Here is a 12,634-nt window from a genome sequence, read left to right on the forward strand (position 1 = left end):
CAGATGCGCGAGCGCCTGGTCGAGCGGCTGTGACCTGCGGTCGAGCAGTGCCGAGCACCTCGCGAGCAGTGCGCATATCAGGCCAGAACGGTCAAGGCTTCGAGCTTGTAGCCGCGCGGGTTCGTCAAGCCGTCGATGTCGCCGATCGGGATCGGTGCGCCGACACCGGCGTCCTTCAGGAGCTTTCGAAGCTCAGCCGCCGTGAGGTTGCCGTAGAGCTCCTCGTTCAACTCGACGAGCGCCTCGGCGAGCGGCTCGGGGCGGATCCGCTCCACACCGGCCACGGCCATCACCTCGATCGCGTCGACGACGATCTGCCGGTCTCCGGTGATCCGCTTCGCCCCCGCCCCGCCGTCGGCAAGATGCAGCAGCCCGGCGGCGGCCAGGGTGTCGCGGTCGAACCACGGCCGCCCGGCTTCGACGCGGTCGGCGACCGCCCGCTTGATCGCCTCGTTGCCGTGCTCGTTCCAGCCGTACAGCAACGGCCGAGTCAAGCCCGGCCCCTTGATGTACGACTGGCCCGCATCGTTCTTGATGTCCCTGTTCAAGGCGGGCACCAGCCGGTCGGGACGGAAACCGGCCGCGATGGCGCCCTTCCCGAAGACGAGGGGGATGTCGTCATGCCGAGCAGCAAGCATGATCTTCAGAGTGAACGTGTCGGCGATGGCGTCGCCCATGGAATCGCTGGTTGCGTCCTGGCCGGCGGCCACCACGTAGATGCCGGACTGCTTGCCGATGCGCAGCAGCTCGATGAACTTCTCCTTGGCCTTCTGGCTGAGGAAGATGAATTCGTCAACGAGGACGAAGATCGCCGGATGCTCCTTAGTGGCCACCCACGTGTCGCCCATGCCGAGCCGGTTGCGGACCGAGTTCCGGCCGCTGGCCATCTTCACCAGGTGGTCGAGCCACTGCTCGCATGCCTTATTGCCGCGGATGGGCGGGACGGCCATGGCGCCGTCGTACTCCCGCAGCCCATCCTTGATCGGGTCCATCTCGATGGCGATGGCGTTGTGGCAGGCCGTGATGACTTCTGCCAGGTCGCGCAGCACGCCGGTGGACTTGGCGGAGCCGGACACGCCGATGACGAGAATGCGCTGGCCTTCCAGCACCTGGTTCAGGGAGGAGCCGTCCATGCAGCGGCCAAAGTGGTGCGGGTCGGAGATGTCGAGGCTGTTGGGGGCGTGCACTGTCGGCTTCGGCATGTCCTCGAAGGGGTTGCCAGTCACCAGGCGGAGCACGATGTGCGCCGACTCCTGCGGGTCGGGGTCGATGAGCGTGCCGCCGTGCTTGACGTTGAAGTGGACATCGAGCTGGTCGGCGACAGCGTTGACCCTGCCGGGGGTGGACGCCTTGAGGATGACGTCGATCTCCCAGAACTTGCCATGAAAGCCGAGCACCCGGATGGCGCGGGTGTCGATGCCCTCCCAGGCCAGGGCCCGGGAGACGCAGTCCTCCACCTGGTGATGCGAGGTGGCCACGGCGAGCGGGAACGGCTCGTCGGACTCGGGGTTGTCCTGCTCGGCGATCATCTGCTGCGGTGCGATGTCCGGCCGGTTGGTGCGGTAGCGGCCGTACCAGGTGACGGCAGCAAGGATGCAGGCCGCGGTGAACGCGGGCGGAATCTTCCACGACCAGTCGAGCGCGGCCATCTCGCCGAACTTCACGAGCGCCCACCAGCCAGCCAGGTTCAGTCCGGCGGTGATGCCGCCGGTCCAGCCGAGGAGCTTCCACCGCTTCTTGCGGACGATCTCGACCTTGTTCCAGTCGGCGCCGCGGTTCATGCCGCCGAGGACTTCTTGGAGGTCGTGGGCGCGGAGGTAGCGCCAGCCGAGGAAGCCGACAGCGCCGGCGCCGGTGAAGAACCAGCGGGCCGAGAGCCCGCAGGCGCGGCCGGTGACGGAGGCGACGGTCATGGCCGCCGACCCGGCCGTGCGCAGCACCGGGTAGCCCGGCTCGTAGGGGATGAGGATGCCGGGTGCGATGTCTTCCTCGGACAGGTCGTCGGGGACAACGAGTTCGCCCGCGATCACCTTGCTCGTGTCCCAGTCGGCGGGGAACTCCGGGGTGGCTTCGGTCGTCATCACTGGTCCTTCTTGCGGGCGTTGGAGCGACGGAGGAGCTCGCCGTGCGCGCGCCCGGCGGCGCGGCTGTAGCGGGGCGTATCGCCGGGCGTGCGGCGGGGTGGAACGGGCTTGTACGAGGAGCGGGGTGTTTGGATCGCACGCTGCGCGTTCGTGGTCTTGCTGAGGGTGTTCACGGGACGCCTTTCGCGGGCCGCCTCGACCCTCGCCTCAGCGGCGTTGCGCATGCGGATCGTCTCCGCGGACTCGCCGGGCTTGGCGCCTTCGACGTCGAGCTTGGCCTGGGCCCAGATCGCCTCGGTGACGCCGACCTCGCCAAGGTCCGCGGCGAGCTTCAGGGCGTGGTCCCACACCTTCGAGAACCTCCGCTCCCGGTCCGCGGCGAGCTTCGCTGCCGCCTGCTCGGCCACCTTGTCGGCGGCTGCCTTCTCGGCTGCGAGTCGCTTCGCTTCTGCAGCCTTCTTCTTGGCCTCCACTTTGGCCGCCCCCTCAGCGGCCTTGCGCTCCCGGCGAGTCAGTGCGCCGTCGCGCTTGCGGATACGGCCGTGCTCGTGGAGGTCCCAGACGCCGGGGCCGGCGATCGATGCGAACGCGGTCGCGACGGCGGTGCCGGGGTCGAAGGAGTGGAGGCCGTGGTACAGGTTCACGCCGGCGGCGAGGAAGGCGAGCAGCCAGACGATGGTGCGGTAGTGCCACACCGGCCGCTTGCTGACGGCTGCCGCGCGGGCTCCGCGGTGGACGACCCAGGCCGCGCCTTCGAGCATGATCGGGGCGGCAGCCATCCAGGGCGCCTTCGGGTTCCAGAAGAAGCTCATCTGGACGGGCAGGGAGACGATGCCGCAGACGATCGCGAAGCGGATCGCGTAGGACCGCCACTTCTCGTCGGCGGTCTCGATCTCCTTCGCAACGGACTTCTCGGCCTGCCGCTGCTCGTCGGCCTTCCGTCGCTCCTCCTCGCGCGCCCGGTCGGCTTCGTCGCGCTTCCGGTTCGACTCCGCGATGCGGGCCTCGCTGGCTGCTGCGGCTTCGCGGTCCTTGCGTTCGGTGCGGTCGTTGGTGAGACGCAGTCGGCGCGCGGTCTCCTCGGCTTCGGCCCGAATGGCGTCGGCTTCGGCCTGGGCCTTGATCAGCCGCTCTTCCTTCTCGGCTTCGGCGGCGACGCGCCGTTCCTCGGCCTCGGCCCAGGCCTTCGCGCGGGCCACCTCGACATCGGCGGCGGACGGGGCGGCCGGCTCGGGGCTGCGCTGCTCCTCGGCGGGCTCGGGGTCGGGGTTGATGGGCCGCCAGTCCCCGATGACGGGCATGGTCGGCCTGCTGCTGCCGTTGACCTGGGGCGGGCTGGCGGTCATGACGTTCGGTGTCCTTTCGGGTTAGCCGCGACGTGCGGCGCGGTGGGTGAGGAGGGTGCCGATGAGCGTGTCGAGGACGTGGATCACCAGCAGGGCTGTGGCGATGGCGGCCAGATGTGGGAAGGGTGTGGGCGCGTCGAGTGATGCGGTGACGCGACCGACGGTGATCGCCGCAGTGAACGCGGGCAGGAACGTGGCGAGCCAGGCGAGCAGCTTCACGTCACTCCCCCGCCCGTCGCCGTGTGCGGGTGGAGCGCCAGCCGAATCCGCCAGGAAGATTCATCGACGTGGTGTCGCGGCCGGTCGAACTGCGGGTGTAGCGAGGCCCATTCCGGGCGCCCAACGTCACCGACCAGCTGCGCCGGTTGATGTTGAGGCGGACCCCGGGCAGGATCCGGAACGACTTGCGGAACGTGATCGGCATCAGACGGCTGCCGATCCGTGCCGGGTGTGGTCCGTCGCCATGTCCCGCAGTACCGCGAGCCGCTCGGGCGAGTGGTTGCGGGTCGCCCGGATCTCAACCGAGCAGCCCTGGGCGGAGCACCGGTACACCTCGGTCGTGGTGGCCTTCGCGACCCGGTCGGTGAGCGTGAGGCCGGACGACAGCATCGACAGGACGACGGACAGCAGGATGAGCGTGCTCACGTCGTGGTCGACAAGGTGCGCTGCAACGGCGCCCGTGACCACGGCGGTTGCGATGCCGCCGATCGCGTCGACAGGGTTCGGCTTCTTCATGGTTTCCTCTCTCAGGCGGTGGCGCCGGTGCGCGCCTTGTGGAATTCGTCGACGAACTTGTCGGTGAGGCCCGCTCCAACGGCCGCCCCAACCGGCCCGATCCCGGTGACGGAGGCGGCCCAGAGTTCGAGCCATGCAGCCCGGGTCGCCAGGTAGTTGATGACCGGCCGGGCGCAGCGGACCGTGAACACGACCGCCCCGAGGGCGACCATCACTGTCAAGGCGAGGGCCCGCAGCGCCCACCGGCCCGCCCACACGGCCGCACGATGCAGCCGGCCAGGCTTCGCGGTGATCAGATAGGCGTGCACTACGGGCTCCTTCCGGGGGTTGGGATGGCTAGGCGCGGACCTTGTGGCCGGCTGCGTGCTTGCGGCGGTTCCTCTTGCAGGCCGGGCACGGCTCGTTCTGGGGGCCGAACCCCCAGTTGCCGGAGTGGAGTTCGGCGTGCTCCACGCACTGGGCGCACTCCTTGCGGGGCATGCGGTCAGTCCTTGGTGATCTCGGTCGGGTGCACGGAAGCGAGGACGTCGTCCTCGTCGCGGATCTGCACCATCCCGTCGCGGAAGTCGGTACGGACGACTTCACCTGTCTCGCCGCCCTGGAAGCGGGTGGGCTGGACCGGGTTAGTGACGGTGACCTTGTCGCCCTTGCTGAACTGGCCCATGACGGGTTCCTTTCGGTTCGGTGGATGGTGTGGTGCGTGCCCCGGGCCGACTTCGAATCGGCGCCCTCGCGGCTGGATGCCGGGGCTGTGGTGCGGATCAGCCGCGGCGGGCCCAGCGCCAGGCGGACAGGATCGTGTCGGTCTGGTCGGTGACGCGGCCCGACTCCAGTTCGTCGGCCCGGTCCTCCATGCGCTTCGCGGCGTCGCCCTTGCCACGCCCACGCAGCACCTTCGCCGCCCCTCGGTTCTTCGCGGCCTGGGCCTTCATGCGGTCAGACATGGATGTCCTCTCAGATCGGTGAATGGGTTGTCGGTGCGTGCCCCGGGATGCCTTTGCGGCGACGTCCGTGGTGACCGGGTCCGGGGCTGGGTGCCGTGGCGGCGCTGGGGGATGTGCGCCGCCACGGCGGTCTGCGGGTCAGGCGGCGGCCGGGTAGTCGAAGCCGTCGAGCTCGGCCAGCAGCTCCGGGTCGGCGGCGAGGCGGATCTCCGCCCGGCGGGCCCTGCTCGCGGCGGCGTACTCGGCGAACAGGTCGGAGATCGACAGCACCGTCGGCACCAGGACCAGGGCGCGGTCGGCGCCACCCGTCAACGTGGCGGGGGCGGCAGAGAACAGGGCGCCGTCGACGGAGAAGACGAAGGGAGACATGGGGATCACAGACCCTTTCAAGGTCACAGGAACTGGTGGGGGTGGAGCCGAGTTAGGCGGTGGTGCGGGTGACGAGTGCGGCGATCACGTCCTGCGTGATCTCGGCGGGAAGCAGGCCGTTGTCGATCGCGGCGAGCGTCGCGAAGCTCTGGGCGATGCGCTCCCGCTTCTCGGCCAAGACACCCCTCGAAAGGTTCGGCATGCTGCTCTCGGCACAGTTCCGCTCGTACTCGGCGGTCGCCTTCCGGAGCTGGGCGGCGGCCTCTTCCAGGTAGCTGGACATGCTGATCTCCTCGGTTGGTCTTGCCGGGATGCGGTTGGGCACCGCGGGCGAGGACGGGGGGATGGTCGCCACTCGCCCGCGGCGGTCTTGGGGTTAGCGGAGGCCGTTCCGCAGGAAGTTGGCGACCGTCTGGCATGCGGCACACATCCAGAAGCCGAACCAGCCGCCGCACAGCTCGCACTGACTCACCGGACGCCACCACCCTCAACAGGCGCGACGACCAGGAACCGGTCCGAATCGAGATCCATGCGGACCGTCGCCGGGGTTCCGGCCTGACGCAGCTGCTGCGCCTTCTCCTCCGCCGGCCAGGACCCGCGCGGGCCACCAGCCGGGAACGAGTCGAAGACCTCGCGTGCCATCACGGCGCACCGCCGCCGTCGTCCATAGGCGGGTCGATGTCGGCGCGGATCGCACCGCCGACCAGGTCGCCCCGCTCGAACTTGGCGTGCAGGGTGACGCTGCCATCGCGCCGGGTGCGCCCCGACGGCGTGACGCCCAAGTAGGCAACCCACGCGTCGAAGTCGGCACGCTGCTTGGCGGGCGTCGACCCGAGGGCGTTCACCTTGCCGGTGATCGCACCCGTCGTCGCGATAATCCACGTCACCGCGGGAAGCCCCAGGCTGCGGGCGTCGGAGAGGAACACGCCAACCTCGTCGTGCGCCAGGCGCTGCCAACGATTCCGGTCCTGCTCAGTGATGTCATGCTCGGCCATCAGCGGGCACCGCCGATCAGGTGCAGCATCCCGGCGGCAGCGAGGGTGGCCCTGGTACCGGCCATTAGCTCTTCGGCGAACTCCCACGACCGCACGTCGATCGCAGGCAGACCCTCACCGGAAGCCGCCTTCGCCGCCAACTTCGCGGCATGCGCCGCATGCGACCGGTAATCGGCAGCCATCTCGGCCAGAGTGGGGGTGCGGGCTGCGGTGCTCATGCCGTCACCGCCTGCGTGGCCTCGTGCTGGTTGTGCAGACGGGCAGTACGGGCGGCCTCTCGGATCTTCGCCGCCAGTCGCTCCAGGTCGACAGCCGTAACGTCGGCCATGTCGGGCGTGAGGTAGGCGTCCACGCTTCCCTCGTCGCCCACGATGACGTGCGCCGCACGCATCTGCGGGTCGGTGGACATCGAGTCGCAACCGACAGTCGCAGTGAGCGTGTAGGCCGACTTGCCCACGTTCAGGAACGAGGGGATGTGGACGGCGAACTCGTCTCCGGTGTGGTCGACGTCCTCGATGAAGTGCACCCAGCTGGCGACGTGGTTGGTCGCGCACCAGTCGGGATCCGGCACGAATACGATCCGCTGCTCGGGGCCAGGGGCGCCGATCGCCACCGGGGCGAGGTGATGGCCCGGCGCAATGACCGGGAAGGGGTGGACGGTGGCCGCCGCACCATCGGCGTGCGACGCACCGGTAAGCTCTTGCGTAGCCATTCAGGGGTCCCTTCACAGATCCTGATTGGTTAGGCCCTGGCCAGGGAGTGGAGTCCCTCGGTTGGGGCCGTCTTCGTTTATGAGTGCCGGTGGAGCGGCACAGGTGTCCCATCCGAACCGGTGGAGCGGTTCCGAGTGGCACTCCACTAACGTAGCGCCTTCTCTAGACCGTGGCAATCCACTGTGCGAAGATTCCTGCATGCCAGCCGGAATCCACCTCAAGAGAGCCCGCACGTACCGCCCCGACAGTCCGGAGCTGTACGAGCAGGCCCAGGCCGCCGTGGCCGAGGTCGATTCCGACATGAACAGGCACATCAACGCGTTCCTGCGCTGGCTGGTCGGAGAGACGGACGAACTGCCGCCCCGCCCCGCGAATAAAGAAGGCGATGGCGGCGACGCCGAGCATGGTCGGTGACCTGTCATGGCTACACGCTGACAGGCTCAGGCAATCCCCCGCGACGGCATCTGAGGCGACATCGTGGCGTCATGCCGCTACCGTTTAGACATGACCCAGCCCAACACCACGCTCCGAGCAGTGCGCATCGCCATGCTCCTGAGTCAGGACGATTTCGCCGAAGCGCTCCGGAACGCCGGGGTGCGAGCCGGGTTCCGCGTCGATGCCAGCAAGCGCCTTATCCAGCGCTGGGAATCCGGAGCCATCGCCGTACCTAGCCCCCGCTACGCGCGAGCCCTCGAAGCGATCACCGGAATGCCGATCGACGCTCTCGGCTTCGCCTCCCCGGTCATGGCCCGCATCACCGAAGACGGCGCTGGCGGGCATGACGTACACATGTCGCCTGAGGGCATCGCTGCCCCGGCCCCCGGATCAACTCCCCAGGCATCTCCCCGCGCCAGTTACGCGGGCGTCTGGCTATCGAAGTACGAGTACTTCTCCAGCGGTCGGGACGGCAGCTTCGTCGGACTGCACCACGTCGTATTGCTCCAGCATGGGAACCGGCTCACCGTGCGCTCCCTTCCGGGCGCGTCCTCGAATCCCAACTCGCCGCTCACCATGGACCTCACCGTCGACGGCAACGTCATCACCGGAACATGGGTGGAGCAGACCGCGACAGACGGCTACTACCGGGGGGCTCGCTACCACGGCGCCATCCAGATGCTCGTCGAGCCGACCGGAACCCGCATGGCCGGCAAGTGGATCGGCTTCGGCAAGGACATGGATGTCAACACCGGACCATGGGAACTGCGCCTTCAAGACGCGTCCACGAACAAGGCAGCGATCGCCAAGTACAGCCGAGTTCCTGAATAGCCGTCGATTCTCGCTCATTCACCGGGTACCTCCGAGGATGCCCCGGCCTTCAGGTCGGGGAGGAATCGGACCCCTGCGGAGCAGGATAAGGAGAGGCGAATCGCCGCTAGGGCGATTCGGCGTCTGCCGCAGCAGCGTCGCGCTCGACCTCCAGCCGGTAGACGATCTCGGAGTTGAGGGACCTACGGACGGACTTGGCCTGATCGACCAGCCACTCGTGGAGGTCGATGGGAAGGCGGAGGGTGATGCGTGCTGTCTCATCCATGACTTCATGATAGGTGCATCACGACAGTGTCGTGGTGGTATGGTGACACCATGACGACGCAGCATGGAGGTGAGGACGCCGGGCACGCCCGGTATACCTACCGGTTGCGCGTGTCGTCGACCGCCCGCACCGCCCTGGACGCAGAGTGGGCACGGTGCCGGTGGATCTGGAACGAATGCTGCGCCCGGTCGAAGAAGGCCCACGTCGAGGACGAGAAGTGCGGACCGGCACGTCTGGACAAGATGCTGACCGACGCCCGCACCGCGAACGCATGGCTCCGTGAGGGCAGTTCAGTGCCGCAGCAGCAGACCATCCGCGACTTCGCCAAGTCCCGCGCCAAGGCTCTGAAGGACATCAAAAGCTGCCTGCCTCTGCGTCAACGCGCCGGGATGCCGAAGTACAAGAAGAAGTGCGCCGCCGATCCGTCACTGAACTACACCCGCCGAGGTTTCCGCCTGAAGGATGGGCGACTGTACCTCGCCGGAGGCGTCGCCCTGACCGTGGTGTGGTCCCGTGAGCTGCCCAAGCCGCCGTCCTCGGTCCGCGTGTACCGCGACAGCCTCGGCCACTGGTACGCCTCGTTCGTCGTCGCCACCACCACCGAGACGCTGCCCGCCACGGGCGCGGTGATCGGCATCGACTGGGGCGTAAAGGAGACCGCCACCACCACCAGCGACTCCCACGACCTGCCCCACGCCCAGCACGGGAAGACCGCCGCGCAGCGCCTCGCCCGCTACCAGCGGATGATGGCCCGCCGCCGCCCCGCCCACGGGCAGGCCGGATCGAAGGGCTACCGCGAAGCGAAGCGGCAGACGGCCAAGCTCCACAAGAAGGTTGCCCGCCAGCGCGAGGACACCGCCCATAAGTGGGCCAAGTCGGTTGTCCGTGATCATGATGCGCTGGCCGTTGAGGACTTCCGTCCGAAGTTCCTCGCGAAGTCCACCATGGCTCGCAAGGCCGCCGACGCCGCCATCGGCGCGACCAAGCAGGCGCTGATCCATCTGGCCCGCAAGCATGGCCGTGAACTGCACCTCGTACACCCCGCGCACACCACCATGGACTGCGCACAGTGCGGAGCGAGAACCAAGCACGCACTGCCCCTCTCTGAACGAACCTACGCATGCACCGTGTGCGGAGCCGTGTCCCCCAGGGACAAGAACTCCGCCCGTGTGATGCTCGTCCGGGCGGGTCTGACCCCGGCTGGCGTCGAAGGCGTAAGACCATCGGGGGCGCAGCCCCCGAGGCGGCCTGAGCCAGAAATCCTCGTAAGCCCTGAAGGGCGATTTGCCATTCCTTCAGGCAGGGAGCAGTCAACTGCCAGCGATGCTCCCCATCTACGATAGGAAACGATCACCTGTGCGTCCTAAGGAATACCGCGACTACCTCATTGAGGCACTAAAGAGCACGCCAGGTGTGCAGGCGGTCAGCGTCACCGAAAGCGGCCGGTACCCGTATGCCTTGACCGTCACCTCTGGCGGCCGTGAATTTAAGTGGCAGGTGATTGGCCAGCTGGCGAACGGTGCAAAGCACGACACGCCTACAGCGCCCGTAACGGCTGGCCCGCCTGCCTACACAGCAGCCCCGGCTGATGGCGCTCCGGATGCGTGGCTGGCTGGGGTGATCGGTGCTGCGGAGCCTGCTGATACGGAGCGGCTTGAGGTGTGGTCGACGCGCAAGAAGCAGACCGATCCGGGGCTGACGGTGTTCTTCCGCAACGGGGAGCGCGCTTTCGTGCGCCTGCTCTGAGCCCCTCCCTGCTCCCTTCTGGCTGCCGCAGGGTGAGGTGCACGGCGAATCACCCGCCGATAGAGGGAGCCCTCATGCGTGATCACGTCGATCCTGCTCAGTGTTCGGCCTCGTGTCCGGTCTGTGGCGCCTATGGCGGTGCGGAGCCTGGCCAGCCCATGGCGCCGCATCAGCCGCAAGGCAGTCGTGAGATGTGCCCGGGTAGCGGGCAGCCTGCTGTGTAGGCCGACCCTGAGCGCACCAGTAGGCCCCGCCCGATCGGGCGGGGCCTTCGTTGCGTTCCGTGTTCTGACGTGCACGCATGCGTCTCACCCGTTGCAGGTGGGGCCCTTGCCGCGCCTGGGTTGTGCCCCCGCTCACACACTCGCCGGTAGCCGTTGCCGCTGCTCCCCCGACTGGCCACAGTGCCGCCATTCGGTTCGGGACCTTGGGGGTCACAGTGACGTGTCCGAAGTGCAAGTCGCCGCACGTGCAGAAGCTGCGCGGCTACTGGGAGGACCTCCCGGCGGAGTCGCCGAACCGGCGCCGGTTCGGGCCGCCGGATGAGCCGTCGGTGCAGCCGGTCGTGGCGCTGGTTGCGGTGATCGCCGGGATTGCGATCGCAGTGTCGGGGGCGGCGCTGGCCGGAGTGGGCATTGCGGTGGCCGGCCTGGTGTGGGGTGCGGTGATGCAGCGGCAAGTGGCGGAATACCGGGTGGAGTTGGCGGTGTACAACGCGTCGGCGATCTGCCTGGCCGAGTACTACGTGTTCGCGTAGACCGACAGCGGAAGCGCCCCGCGGTCATCTGACTGCGGGGCGCTTCCGTGTGCGTCACGCCTCTTCTGTCACCGGTTCGCCTTCGGCCTTGGCCCGCTTGCCGGTGGTGCGCCCTTCGGCGATTTGGTGGGCGCGGACGCGGTGCATGCCGAGTTCTGTGCCGATCTGGTCGTAGGTGAGTCCGTCTTGGTGCATCTCTTGGACGGCGTGCTGCCTGATTTCGCGGAGCCAGCGTTGCAGGTCGGGCACGGTGTTGAGTGCGGCGCCTACGTCTTTGGCGCGCTGGGTGGCGTCGCCTTGTTCCGCGAGGTTTTTGAGGGCTTCGAAGGGGCTCGGCGGCGTGGTCATGAGACCAGTGTAAGGGGTGGGCTTGACACTGCAAGGGGTAGCCCTTACATTCAAGGGGTCAGGGAGCGCCGAACAGGGGAGACCAAATGACCACCCACACCACCGCCAGCCAGTTGAAGCCCGGCGACAACATCACCCTCTGCGGGCGCCCCGAGATCGTCACCCGCGTCGAGGACGCCGGCACCTACATCCACGTCTACGTACCCGACGACCCGTCCGACCCATACCTGCTCAAGCCCAACGAGATCGTCCCCATCCACGCCAGCTGACCAGGAGAACGCCGTGGAAAAGCTTGCCTGCCAGCTCCGCCCCGGAGACCAGATCACCATCAACGGCCGCACCGAGACCGTCACCAGCACCGAACTCTCCCCGGCCGGCGGCTGCTTCGTCGCCACCGACGCCCGAAGCGAAGAGGACGCCTACGTCTTCGACGACAGCAGGAAGATCACCGTTCGCTAGCCCGATCTTTGAACGCCCCCGCGGTCGTCTGGCTGCGGGGGCGTCACCGTGCCACGCTGCGTCATCGCAGGCAGTCGAGGCACCATCGCCGGATCGGCCCGTTCAGGCTGCTGATGTCGCCTGCGGAGCTGCCGAAAATGAACCGGCCGCAGTCGTGGCAGCGGGCCGGCATGGGCTGCGTGGACAGGTAGCGGAGAGCGACCTGCAGGAGGTACTTCATCGGGTGTCCTGTCGGTGGCGGTTGCAGGAGCAGGAGACGCCGGTGAACTTGTTGTTGATCCGGCAGCGCTGATGGAGGCGGGACGCCCATCCCATGAGCCGGTTGACGTCCTGGTCGCGCTCCTCTCGGGCGGCCTTGATGGCGGCGTCTTCGAGGCGCAGGGCCGTCTCGCAGGCGGTGGATACGTAGTCGGGCAGGCTGATCAGCGTGAGGATTTCGTCGGGGAGTTGTTCGCGGCGGTCGCCCGGCGGTGGCGGCGTCCAGATGCTGGTGCTGGAGTTGTTCACGGTTGTTCGCCCGGGTTGTTCAGCGGGTTCGGTCGCTTCGGTCGCTGCCGGCCCGGGCTCTCCGTGCGCCTCGGCCACATGCCGTTCCCGCTCCAGCAGC

At 68.0% G+C, this 12,634-nt stretch carries 26 protein-coding genes; 7 read left to right on the plus strand and 19 right to left on the minus strand.

Annotated elements, in window-relative coordinates:
- Positions 1-77 precede the first annotated feature (77 nt).
- From O3Q52_RS20080 to O3Q52_RS20150, 15 genes are all read right to left on the minus strand, one after another.
- Positions 78-2,081, minus strand: a complete 2,004-nt coding sequence (locus O3Q52_RS20080) for a hypothetical protein (RefSeq protein ID WP_269650160.1) — start codon at positions 2,079-2,081, stop codon at positions 78-80.
- Positions 2,081-3,430 (minus strand): hypothetical protein, encoded by a 1,350-nt coding sequence (locus O3Q52_RS20085; RefSeq protein WP_269650161.1) that lies wholly within the window; start codon positions 3,428-3,430, stop codon positions 2,081-2,083. The genes O3Q52_RS20080 and O3Q52_RS20085 overlap by 1 nt, the downstream gene beginning before the upstream one ends.
- Before the next feature lie 21 nt (positions 3,431-3,451).
- Complete coding sequence (locus O3Q52_RS20090; protein WP_269650162.1) at positions 3,452-3,649, minus strand: hypothetical protein; 198 nt, start codon at positions 3,647-3,649, stop codon at positions 3,452-3,454.
- 1 nt (position 3,650) lies between these two features.
- The gene (locus O3Q52_RS20095; RefSeq protein ID WP_269650163.1) at positions 3,651-3,854 is read right to left on the minus strand and encodes a DUF4236 domain-containing protein; all 204 of its coding nucleotides are present in this window, start codon (positions 3,852-3,854) and stop codon (positions 3,651-3,653) included.
- Positions 3,854-4,165: a hypothetical protein gene (locus O3Q52_RS20100; protein ID WP_269650164.1), complete on the minus strand. Its 312-nt coding sequence runs from the start codon at positions 4,163-4,165 to the stop codon at positions 3,854-3,856. The genes O3Q52_RS20095 and O3Q52_RS20100 overlap by 1 nt, the downstream gene beginning before the upstream one ends.
- Before the next feature lie 11 nt (positions 4,166-4,176).
- On the minus strand, positions 4,177-4,473 hold the full coding sequence (locus O3Q52_RS20105; protein WP_269650165.1) for a hypothetical protein: 297 nt from the start codon (positions 4,471-4,473) through the stop codon (positions 4,177-4,179).
- Between the two features lie 28 nt (positions 4,474-4,501).
- The gene (locus tag O3Q52_RS20110; RefSeq protein WP_269650166.1) at positions 4,502-4,645 is read right to left on the minus strand and encodes a hypothetical protein; all 144 of its coding nucleotides are present in this window, start codon (positions 4,643-4,645) and stop codon (positions 4,502-4,504) included.
- A 4-nt stretch (positions 4,646-4,649) separates the two neighbouring features.
- Complete coding sequence (locus tag O3Q52_RS20115) at positions 4,650-4,829, minus strand: hypothetical protein (protein ID WP_269650167.1); 180 nt, start codon at positions 4,827-4,829, stop codon at positions 4,650-4,652.
- A 97-nt stretch (positions 4,830-4,926) separates the two neighbouring features.
- Positions 4,927-5,109 carry a hypothetical protein gene (locus O3Q52_RS20120; RefSeq protein WP_269650168.1) on the minus strand — a complete coding sequence of 61 codons (183 nt, stop codon included), beginning with the start codon at positions 5,107-5,109 and terminating at the stop codon, positions 4,927-4,929.
- Positions 5,110-5,247: 138 nt separating this feature from the next.
- On the minus strand, positions 5,248-5,478 hold the full coding sequence (locus O3Q52_RS20125) for a hypothetical protein (protein WP_269650169.1): 231 nt from the start codon (positions 5,476-5,478) through the stop codon (positions 5,248-5,250).
- Positions 5,479-5,530: 52 nt separating this feature from the next.
- Positions 5,531-5,761, minus strand: coding sequence for a hypothetical protein (locus tag O3Q52_RS20130; RefSeq protein WP_269650170.1), 231 nt, complete (start codon positions 5,759-5,761; stop codon positions 5,531-5,533).
- A gap of 185 nt (positions 5,762-5,946) precedes the next feature.
- The gene (locus O3Q52_RS20135) at positions 5,947-6,120 is read right to left on the minus strand and encodes a hypothetical protein (RefSeq protein ID WP_269650171.1); all 174 of its coding nucleotides are present in this window, start codon (positions 6,118-6,120) and stop codon (positions 5,947-5,949) included.
- Positions 6,120-6,473 (minus strand): hypothetical protein, encoded by a 354-nt coding sequence (locus tag O3Q52_RS20140; RefSeq protein WP_269650172.1) that lies wholly within the window; start codon positions 6,471-6,473, stop codon positions 6,120-6,122. The genes O3Q52_RS20135 and O3Q52_RS20140 overlap by 1 nt, the downstream gene beginning before the upstream one ends.
- Complete coding sequence (locus O3Q52_RS20145) at positions 6,473-6,691, minus strand: hypothetical protein (RefSeq protein WP_269650173.1); 219 nt, start codon at positions 6,689-6,691, stop codon at positions 6,473-6,475. The genes O3Q52_RS20140 and O3Q52_RS20145 overlap by 1 nt, the downstream gene beginning before the upstream one ends.
- Positions 6,688-7,185 carry a hypothetical protein gene (locus tag O3Q52_RS20150; RefSeq protein ID WP_269650174.1) on the minus strand — a complete coding sequence of 166 codons (498 nt, stop codon included), beginning with the start codon at positions 7,183-7,185 and terminating at the stop codon, positions 6,688-6,690. Before O3Q52_RS20150 ends, O3Q52_RS20145 begins: the two co-directional genes overlap by 4 nt.
- Positions 7,186-7,384: 199 nt before the next feature.
- Here O3Q52_RS20150 and O3Q52_RS20155 point away from each other — a divergent pair, with 199 nt between their 5' ends.
- Both O3Q52_RS20155 and O3Q52_RS20160 read left to right on the plus strand, forming a co-directional pair.
- Positions 7,385-7,600: a hypothetical protein gene (locus tag O3Q52_RS20155; RefSeq protein ID WP_269650175.1), complete on the plus strand. Its 216-nt coding sequence runs from the start codon at positions 7,385-7,387 to the stop codon at positions 7,598-7,600.
- 90 nt (positions 7,601-7,690) lie between these two features.
- Positions 7,691-8,452, plus strand: a complete 762-nt coding sequence (locus O3Q52_RS20160) for a DNA-binding transcriptional regulator (protein WP_269650176.1) — start codon at positions 7,691-7,693, stop codon at positions 8,450-8,452.
- Between the two features lie 106 nt (positions 8,453-8,558).
- Here O3Q52_RS20160 and O3Q52_RS20165 read toward each other — a convergent pair whose 3' ends face one another.
- Entirely contained in the window at positions 8,559-8,717 is a 159-nt protein-coding gene (locus tag O3Q52_RS20165) for an Arc family DNA-binding protein (protein ID WP_269650177.1), read from the minus strand.
- Between the two features lie 50 nt (positions 8,718-8,767).
- Between O3Q52_RS20165 and O3Q52_RS20170 the strand changes: the two genes are divergently transcribed.
- The 3 genes from O3Q52_RS20170 (at position 8,768) to O3Q52_RS20180 (ending at position 11,220) form a co-directional block, all read left to right on the plus strand.
- Positions 8,768-10,060, plus strand: a complete 1,293-nt coding sequence (locus O3Q52_RS20170) for a transposase (protein ID WP_269650178.1) — start codon at positions 8,768-8,770, stop codon at positions 10,058-10,060.
- The gene (locus O3Q52_RS20175) at positions 10,041-10,463 is read left to right on the plus strand and encodes a hypothetical protein (RefSeq protein WP_269650179.1); all 423 of its coding nucleotides are present in this window, start codon (positions 10,041-10,043) and stop codon (positions 10,461-10,463) included. The genes O3Q52_RS20170 and O3Q52_RS20175 overlap by 20 nt, the downstream gene beginning before the upstream one ends.
- A gap of 469 nt (positions 10,464-10,932) precedes the next feature.
- The gene (locus tag O3Q52_RS20180) at positions 10,933-11,220 is read left to right on the plus strand and encodes a hypothetical protein (protein ID WP_269650180.1); all 288 of its coding nucleotides are present in this window, start codon (positions 10,933-10,935) and stop codon (positions 11,218-11,220) included.
- A gap of 54 nt (positions 11,221-11,274) precedes the next feature.
- On the opposite strand, the gene O3Q52_RS20185 is transcribed toward O3Q52_RS20180, so the two are convergent.
- On the minus strand, positions 11,275-11,568 hold the full coding sequence (locus tag O3Q52_RS20185; RefSeq protein WP_269650181.1) for a sigma-70 family RNA polymerase sigma factor: 294 nt from the start codon (positions 11,566-11,568) through the stop codon (positions 11,275-11,277).
- Positions 11,569-11,654: 86 nt separating this feature from the next.
- Here O3Q52_RS20185 and O3Q52_RS20190 point away from each other — a divergent pair, with 86 nt between their 5' ends.
- Complete coding sequence (locus O3Q52_RS20190; RefSeq protein WP_269650182.1) at positions 11,655-11,837, plus strand: hypothetical protein; 183 nt, start codon at positions 11,655-11,657, stop codon at positions 11,835-11,837.
- Positions 11,838-11,850: 13 nt separating this feature from the next.
- On the plus strand, positions 11,851-12,027 hold the full coding sequence (locus O3Q52_RS20195) for a hypothetical protein (RefSeq protein WP_269650183.1): 177 nt from the start codon (positions 11,851-11,853) through the stop codon (positions 12,025-12,027).
- A gap of 61 nt (positions 12,028-12,088) precedes the next feature.
- Here the strand turns inward: O3Q52_RS20195 and O3Q52_RS20200 are convergent, their stop codons facing one another.
- The gene (locus O3Q52_RS20200; RefSeq protein ID WP_269650184.1) at positions 12,089-12,247 is read right to left on the minus strand and encodes a hypothetical protein; all 159 of its coding nucleotides are present in this window, start codon (positions 12,245-12,247) and stop codon (positions 12,089-12,091) included.
- Positions 12,244-12,634: hypothetical protein (locus O3Q52_RS20205; RefSeq protein ID WP_269650185.1), on the minus strand; the 391-nt coding region annotated here is incomplete at its 5' end. The genes O3Q52_RS20200 and O3Q52_RS20205, both read right to left, overlap by 4 nt.

This window comes from Streptomyces sp. ActVer, assembly GCF_027270795.1.
GTDB lineage: Bacteria > Actinomycetota > Actinomycetes > Streptomycetales > Streptomycetaceae > Streptomyces > Streptomyces umbrinus_A.

What these genes read in the sequence shown, in the direction of transcription:
- O3Q52_RS20135 (WP_269650171.1), bottom strand. Translation starts at nt 6,120, where the DNA reads ATGGCACGCGAGGTCTTCGACTCGTTCCCGGCTGGTGGCCCGCGCGGG.
- O3Q52_RS20175 (WP_269650179.1), top strand. Translation starts at nt 10,041, where the DNA reads ATGCTCCCCATCTACGATAGGAAACGATCACCTGTGCGTCCTAAGGAA.
- O3Q52_RS20085 (WP_269650161.1), bottom strand. Translation starts at nt 3,430, where the DNA reads ATGACCGCCAGCCCGCCCCAGGTCAACGGCAGCAGCAGGCCGACCATG.
- O3Q52_RS20155 (WP_269650175.1), top strand. Translation starts at nt 7,385, where the DNA reads ATGCCAGCCGGAATCCACCTCAAGAGAGCCCGCACGTACCGCCCCGAC.
- O3Q52_RS20125 (WP_269650169.1), bottom strand. Translation starts at nt 5,478, where the DNA reads ATGTCTCCCTTCGTCTTCTCCGTCGACGGCGCCCTGTTCTCTGCCGCC.
- O3Q52_RS20150 (WP_269650174.1), bottom strand. Translation starts at nt 7,185, where the DNA reads ATGGCTACGCAAGAGCTTACCGGTGCGTCGCACGCCGATGGTGCGGCG.
- O3Q52_RS20130 (WP_269650170.1), bottom strand. Translation starts at nt 5,761, where the DNA reads ATGTCCAGCTACCTGGAAGAGGCCGCCGCCCAGCTCCGGAAGGCGACC.
- O3Q52_RS20165 (WP_269650177.1), bottom strand. Translation starts at nt 8,717, where the DNA reads ATGGATGAGACAGCACGCATCACCCTCCGCCTTCCCATCGACCTCCAC.
- O3Q52_RS20160 (WP_269650176.1), top strand. Translation starts at nt 7,691, where the DNA reads ATGACCCAGCCCAACACCACGCTCCGAGCAGTGCGCATCGCCATGCTC.
- O3Q52_RS20200 (WP_269650184.1), bottom strand. Translation starts at nt 12,247, where the DNA reads ATGAAGTACCTCCTGCAGGTCGCTCTCCGCTACCTGTCCACGCAGCCC.
- O3Q52_RS20170 (WP_269650178.1), top strand. Translation starts at nt 8,768, where the DNA reads ATGACGACGCAGCATGGAGGTGAGGACGCCGGGCACGCCCGGTATACC.
- O3Q52_RS20080 (WP_269650160.1), bottom strand. Translation starts at nt 2,081, where the DNA reads ATGACGACCGAAGCCACCCCGGAGTTCCCCGCCGACTGGGACACGAGC.
- O3Q52_RS20140 (WP_269650172.1), bottom strand. Translation starts at nt 6,473, where the DNA reads ATGGCCGAGCATGACATCACTGAGCAGGACCGGAATCGTTGGCAGCGC.
- O3Q52_RS20100 (WP_269650164.1), bottom strand. Translation starts at nt 4,165, where the DNA reads ATGAAGAAGCCGAACCCTGTCGACGCGATCGGCGGCATCGCAACCGCC.
- O3Q52_RS20095 (WP_269650163.1), bottom strand. Translation starts at nt 3,854, where the DNA reads ATGCCGATCACGTTCCGCAAGTCGTTCCGGATCCTGCCCGGGGTCCGC.
- O3Q52_RS20120 (WP_269650168.1), bottom strand. Translation starts at nt 5,109, where the DNA reads ATGTCTGACCGCATGAAGGCCCAGGCCGCGAAGAACCGAGGGGCGGCG.
- O3Q52_RS20190 (WP_269650182.1), top strand. Translation starts at nt 11,655, where the DNA reads ATGACCACCCACACCACCGCCAGCCAGTTGAAGCCCGGCGACAACATC.
- O3Q52_RS20110 (WP_269650166.1), bottom strand. Translation starts at nt 4,645, where the DNA reads ATGCCCCGCAAGGAGTGCGCCCAGTGCGTGGAGCACGCCGAACTCCAC.
- O3Q52_RS20115 (WP_269650167.1), bottom strand. Translation starts at nt 4,829, where the DNA reads ATGGGCCAGTTCAGCAAGGGCGACAAGGTCACCGTCACTAACCCGGTC.
- O3Q52_RS20145 (WP_269650173.1), bottom strand. Translation starts at nt 6,691, where the DNA reads ATGAGCACCGCAGCCCGCACCCCCACTCTGGCCGAGATGGCTGCCGAT.
- O3Q52_RS20185 (WP_269650181.1), bottom strand. Translation starts at nt 11,568, where the DNA reads ATGACCACGCCGCCGAGCCCCTTCGAAGCCCTCAAAAACCTCGCGGAA.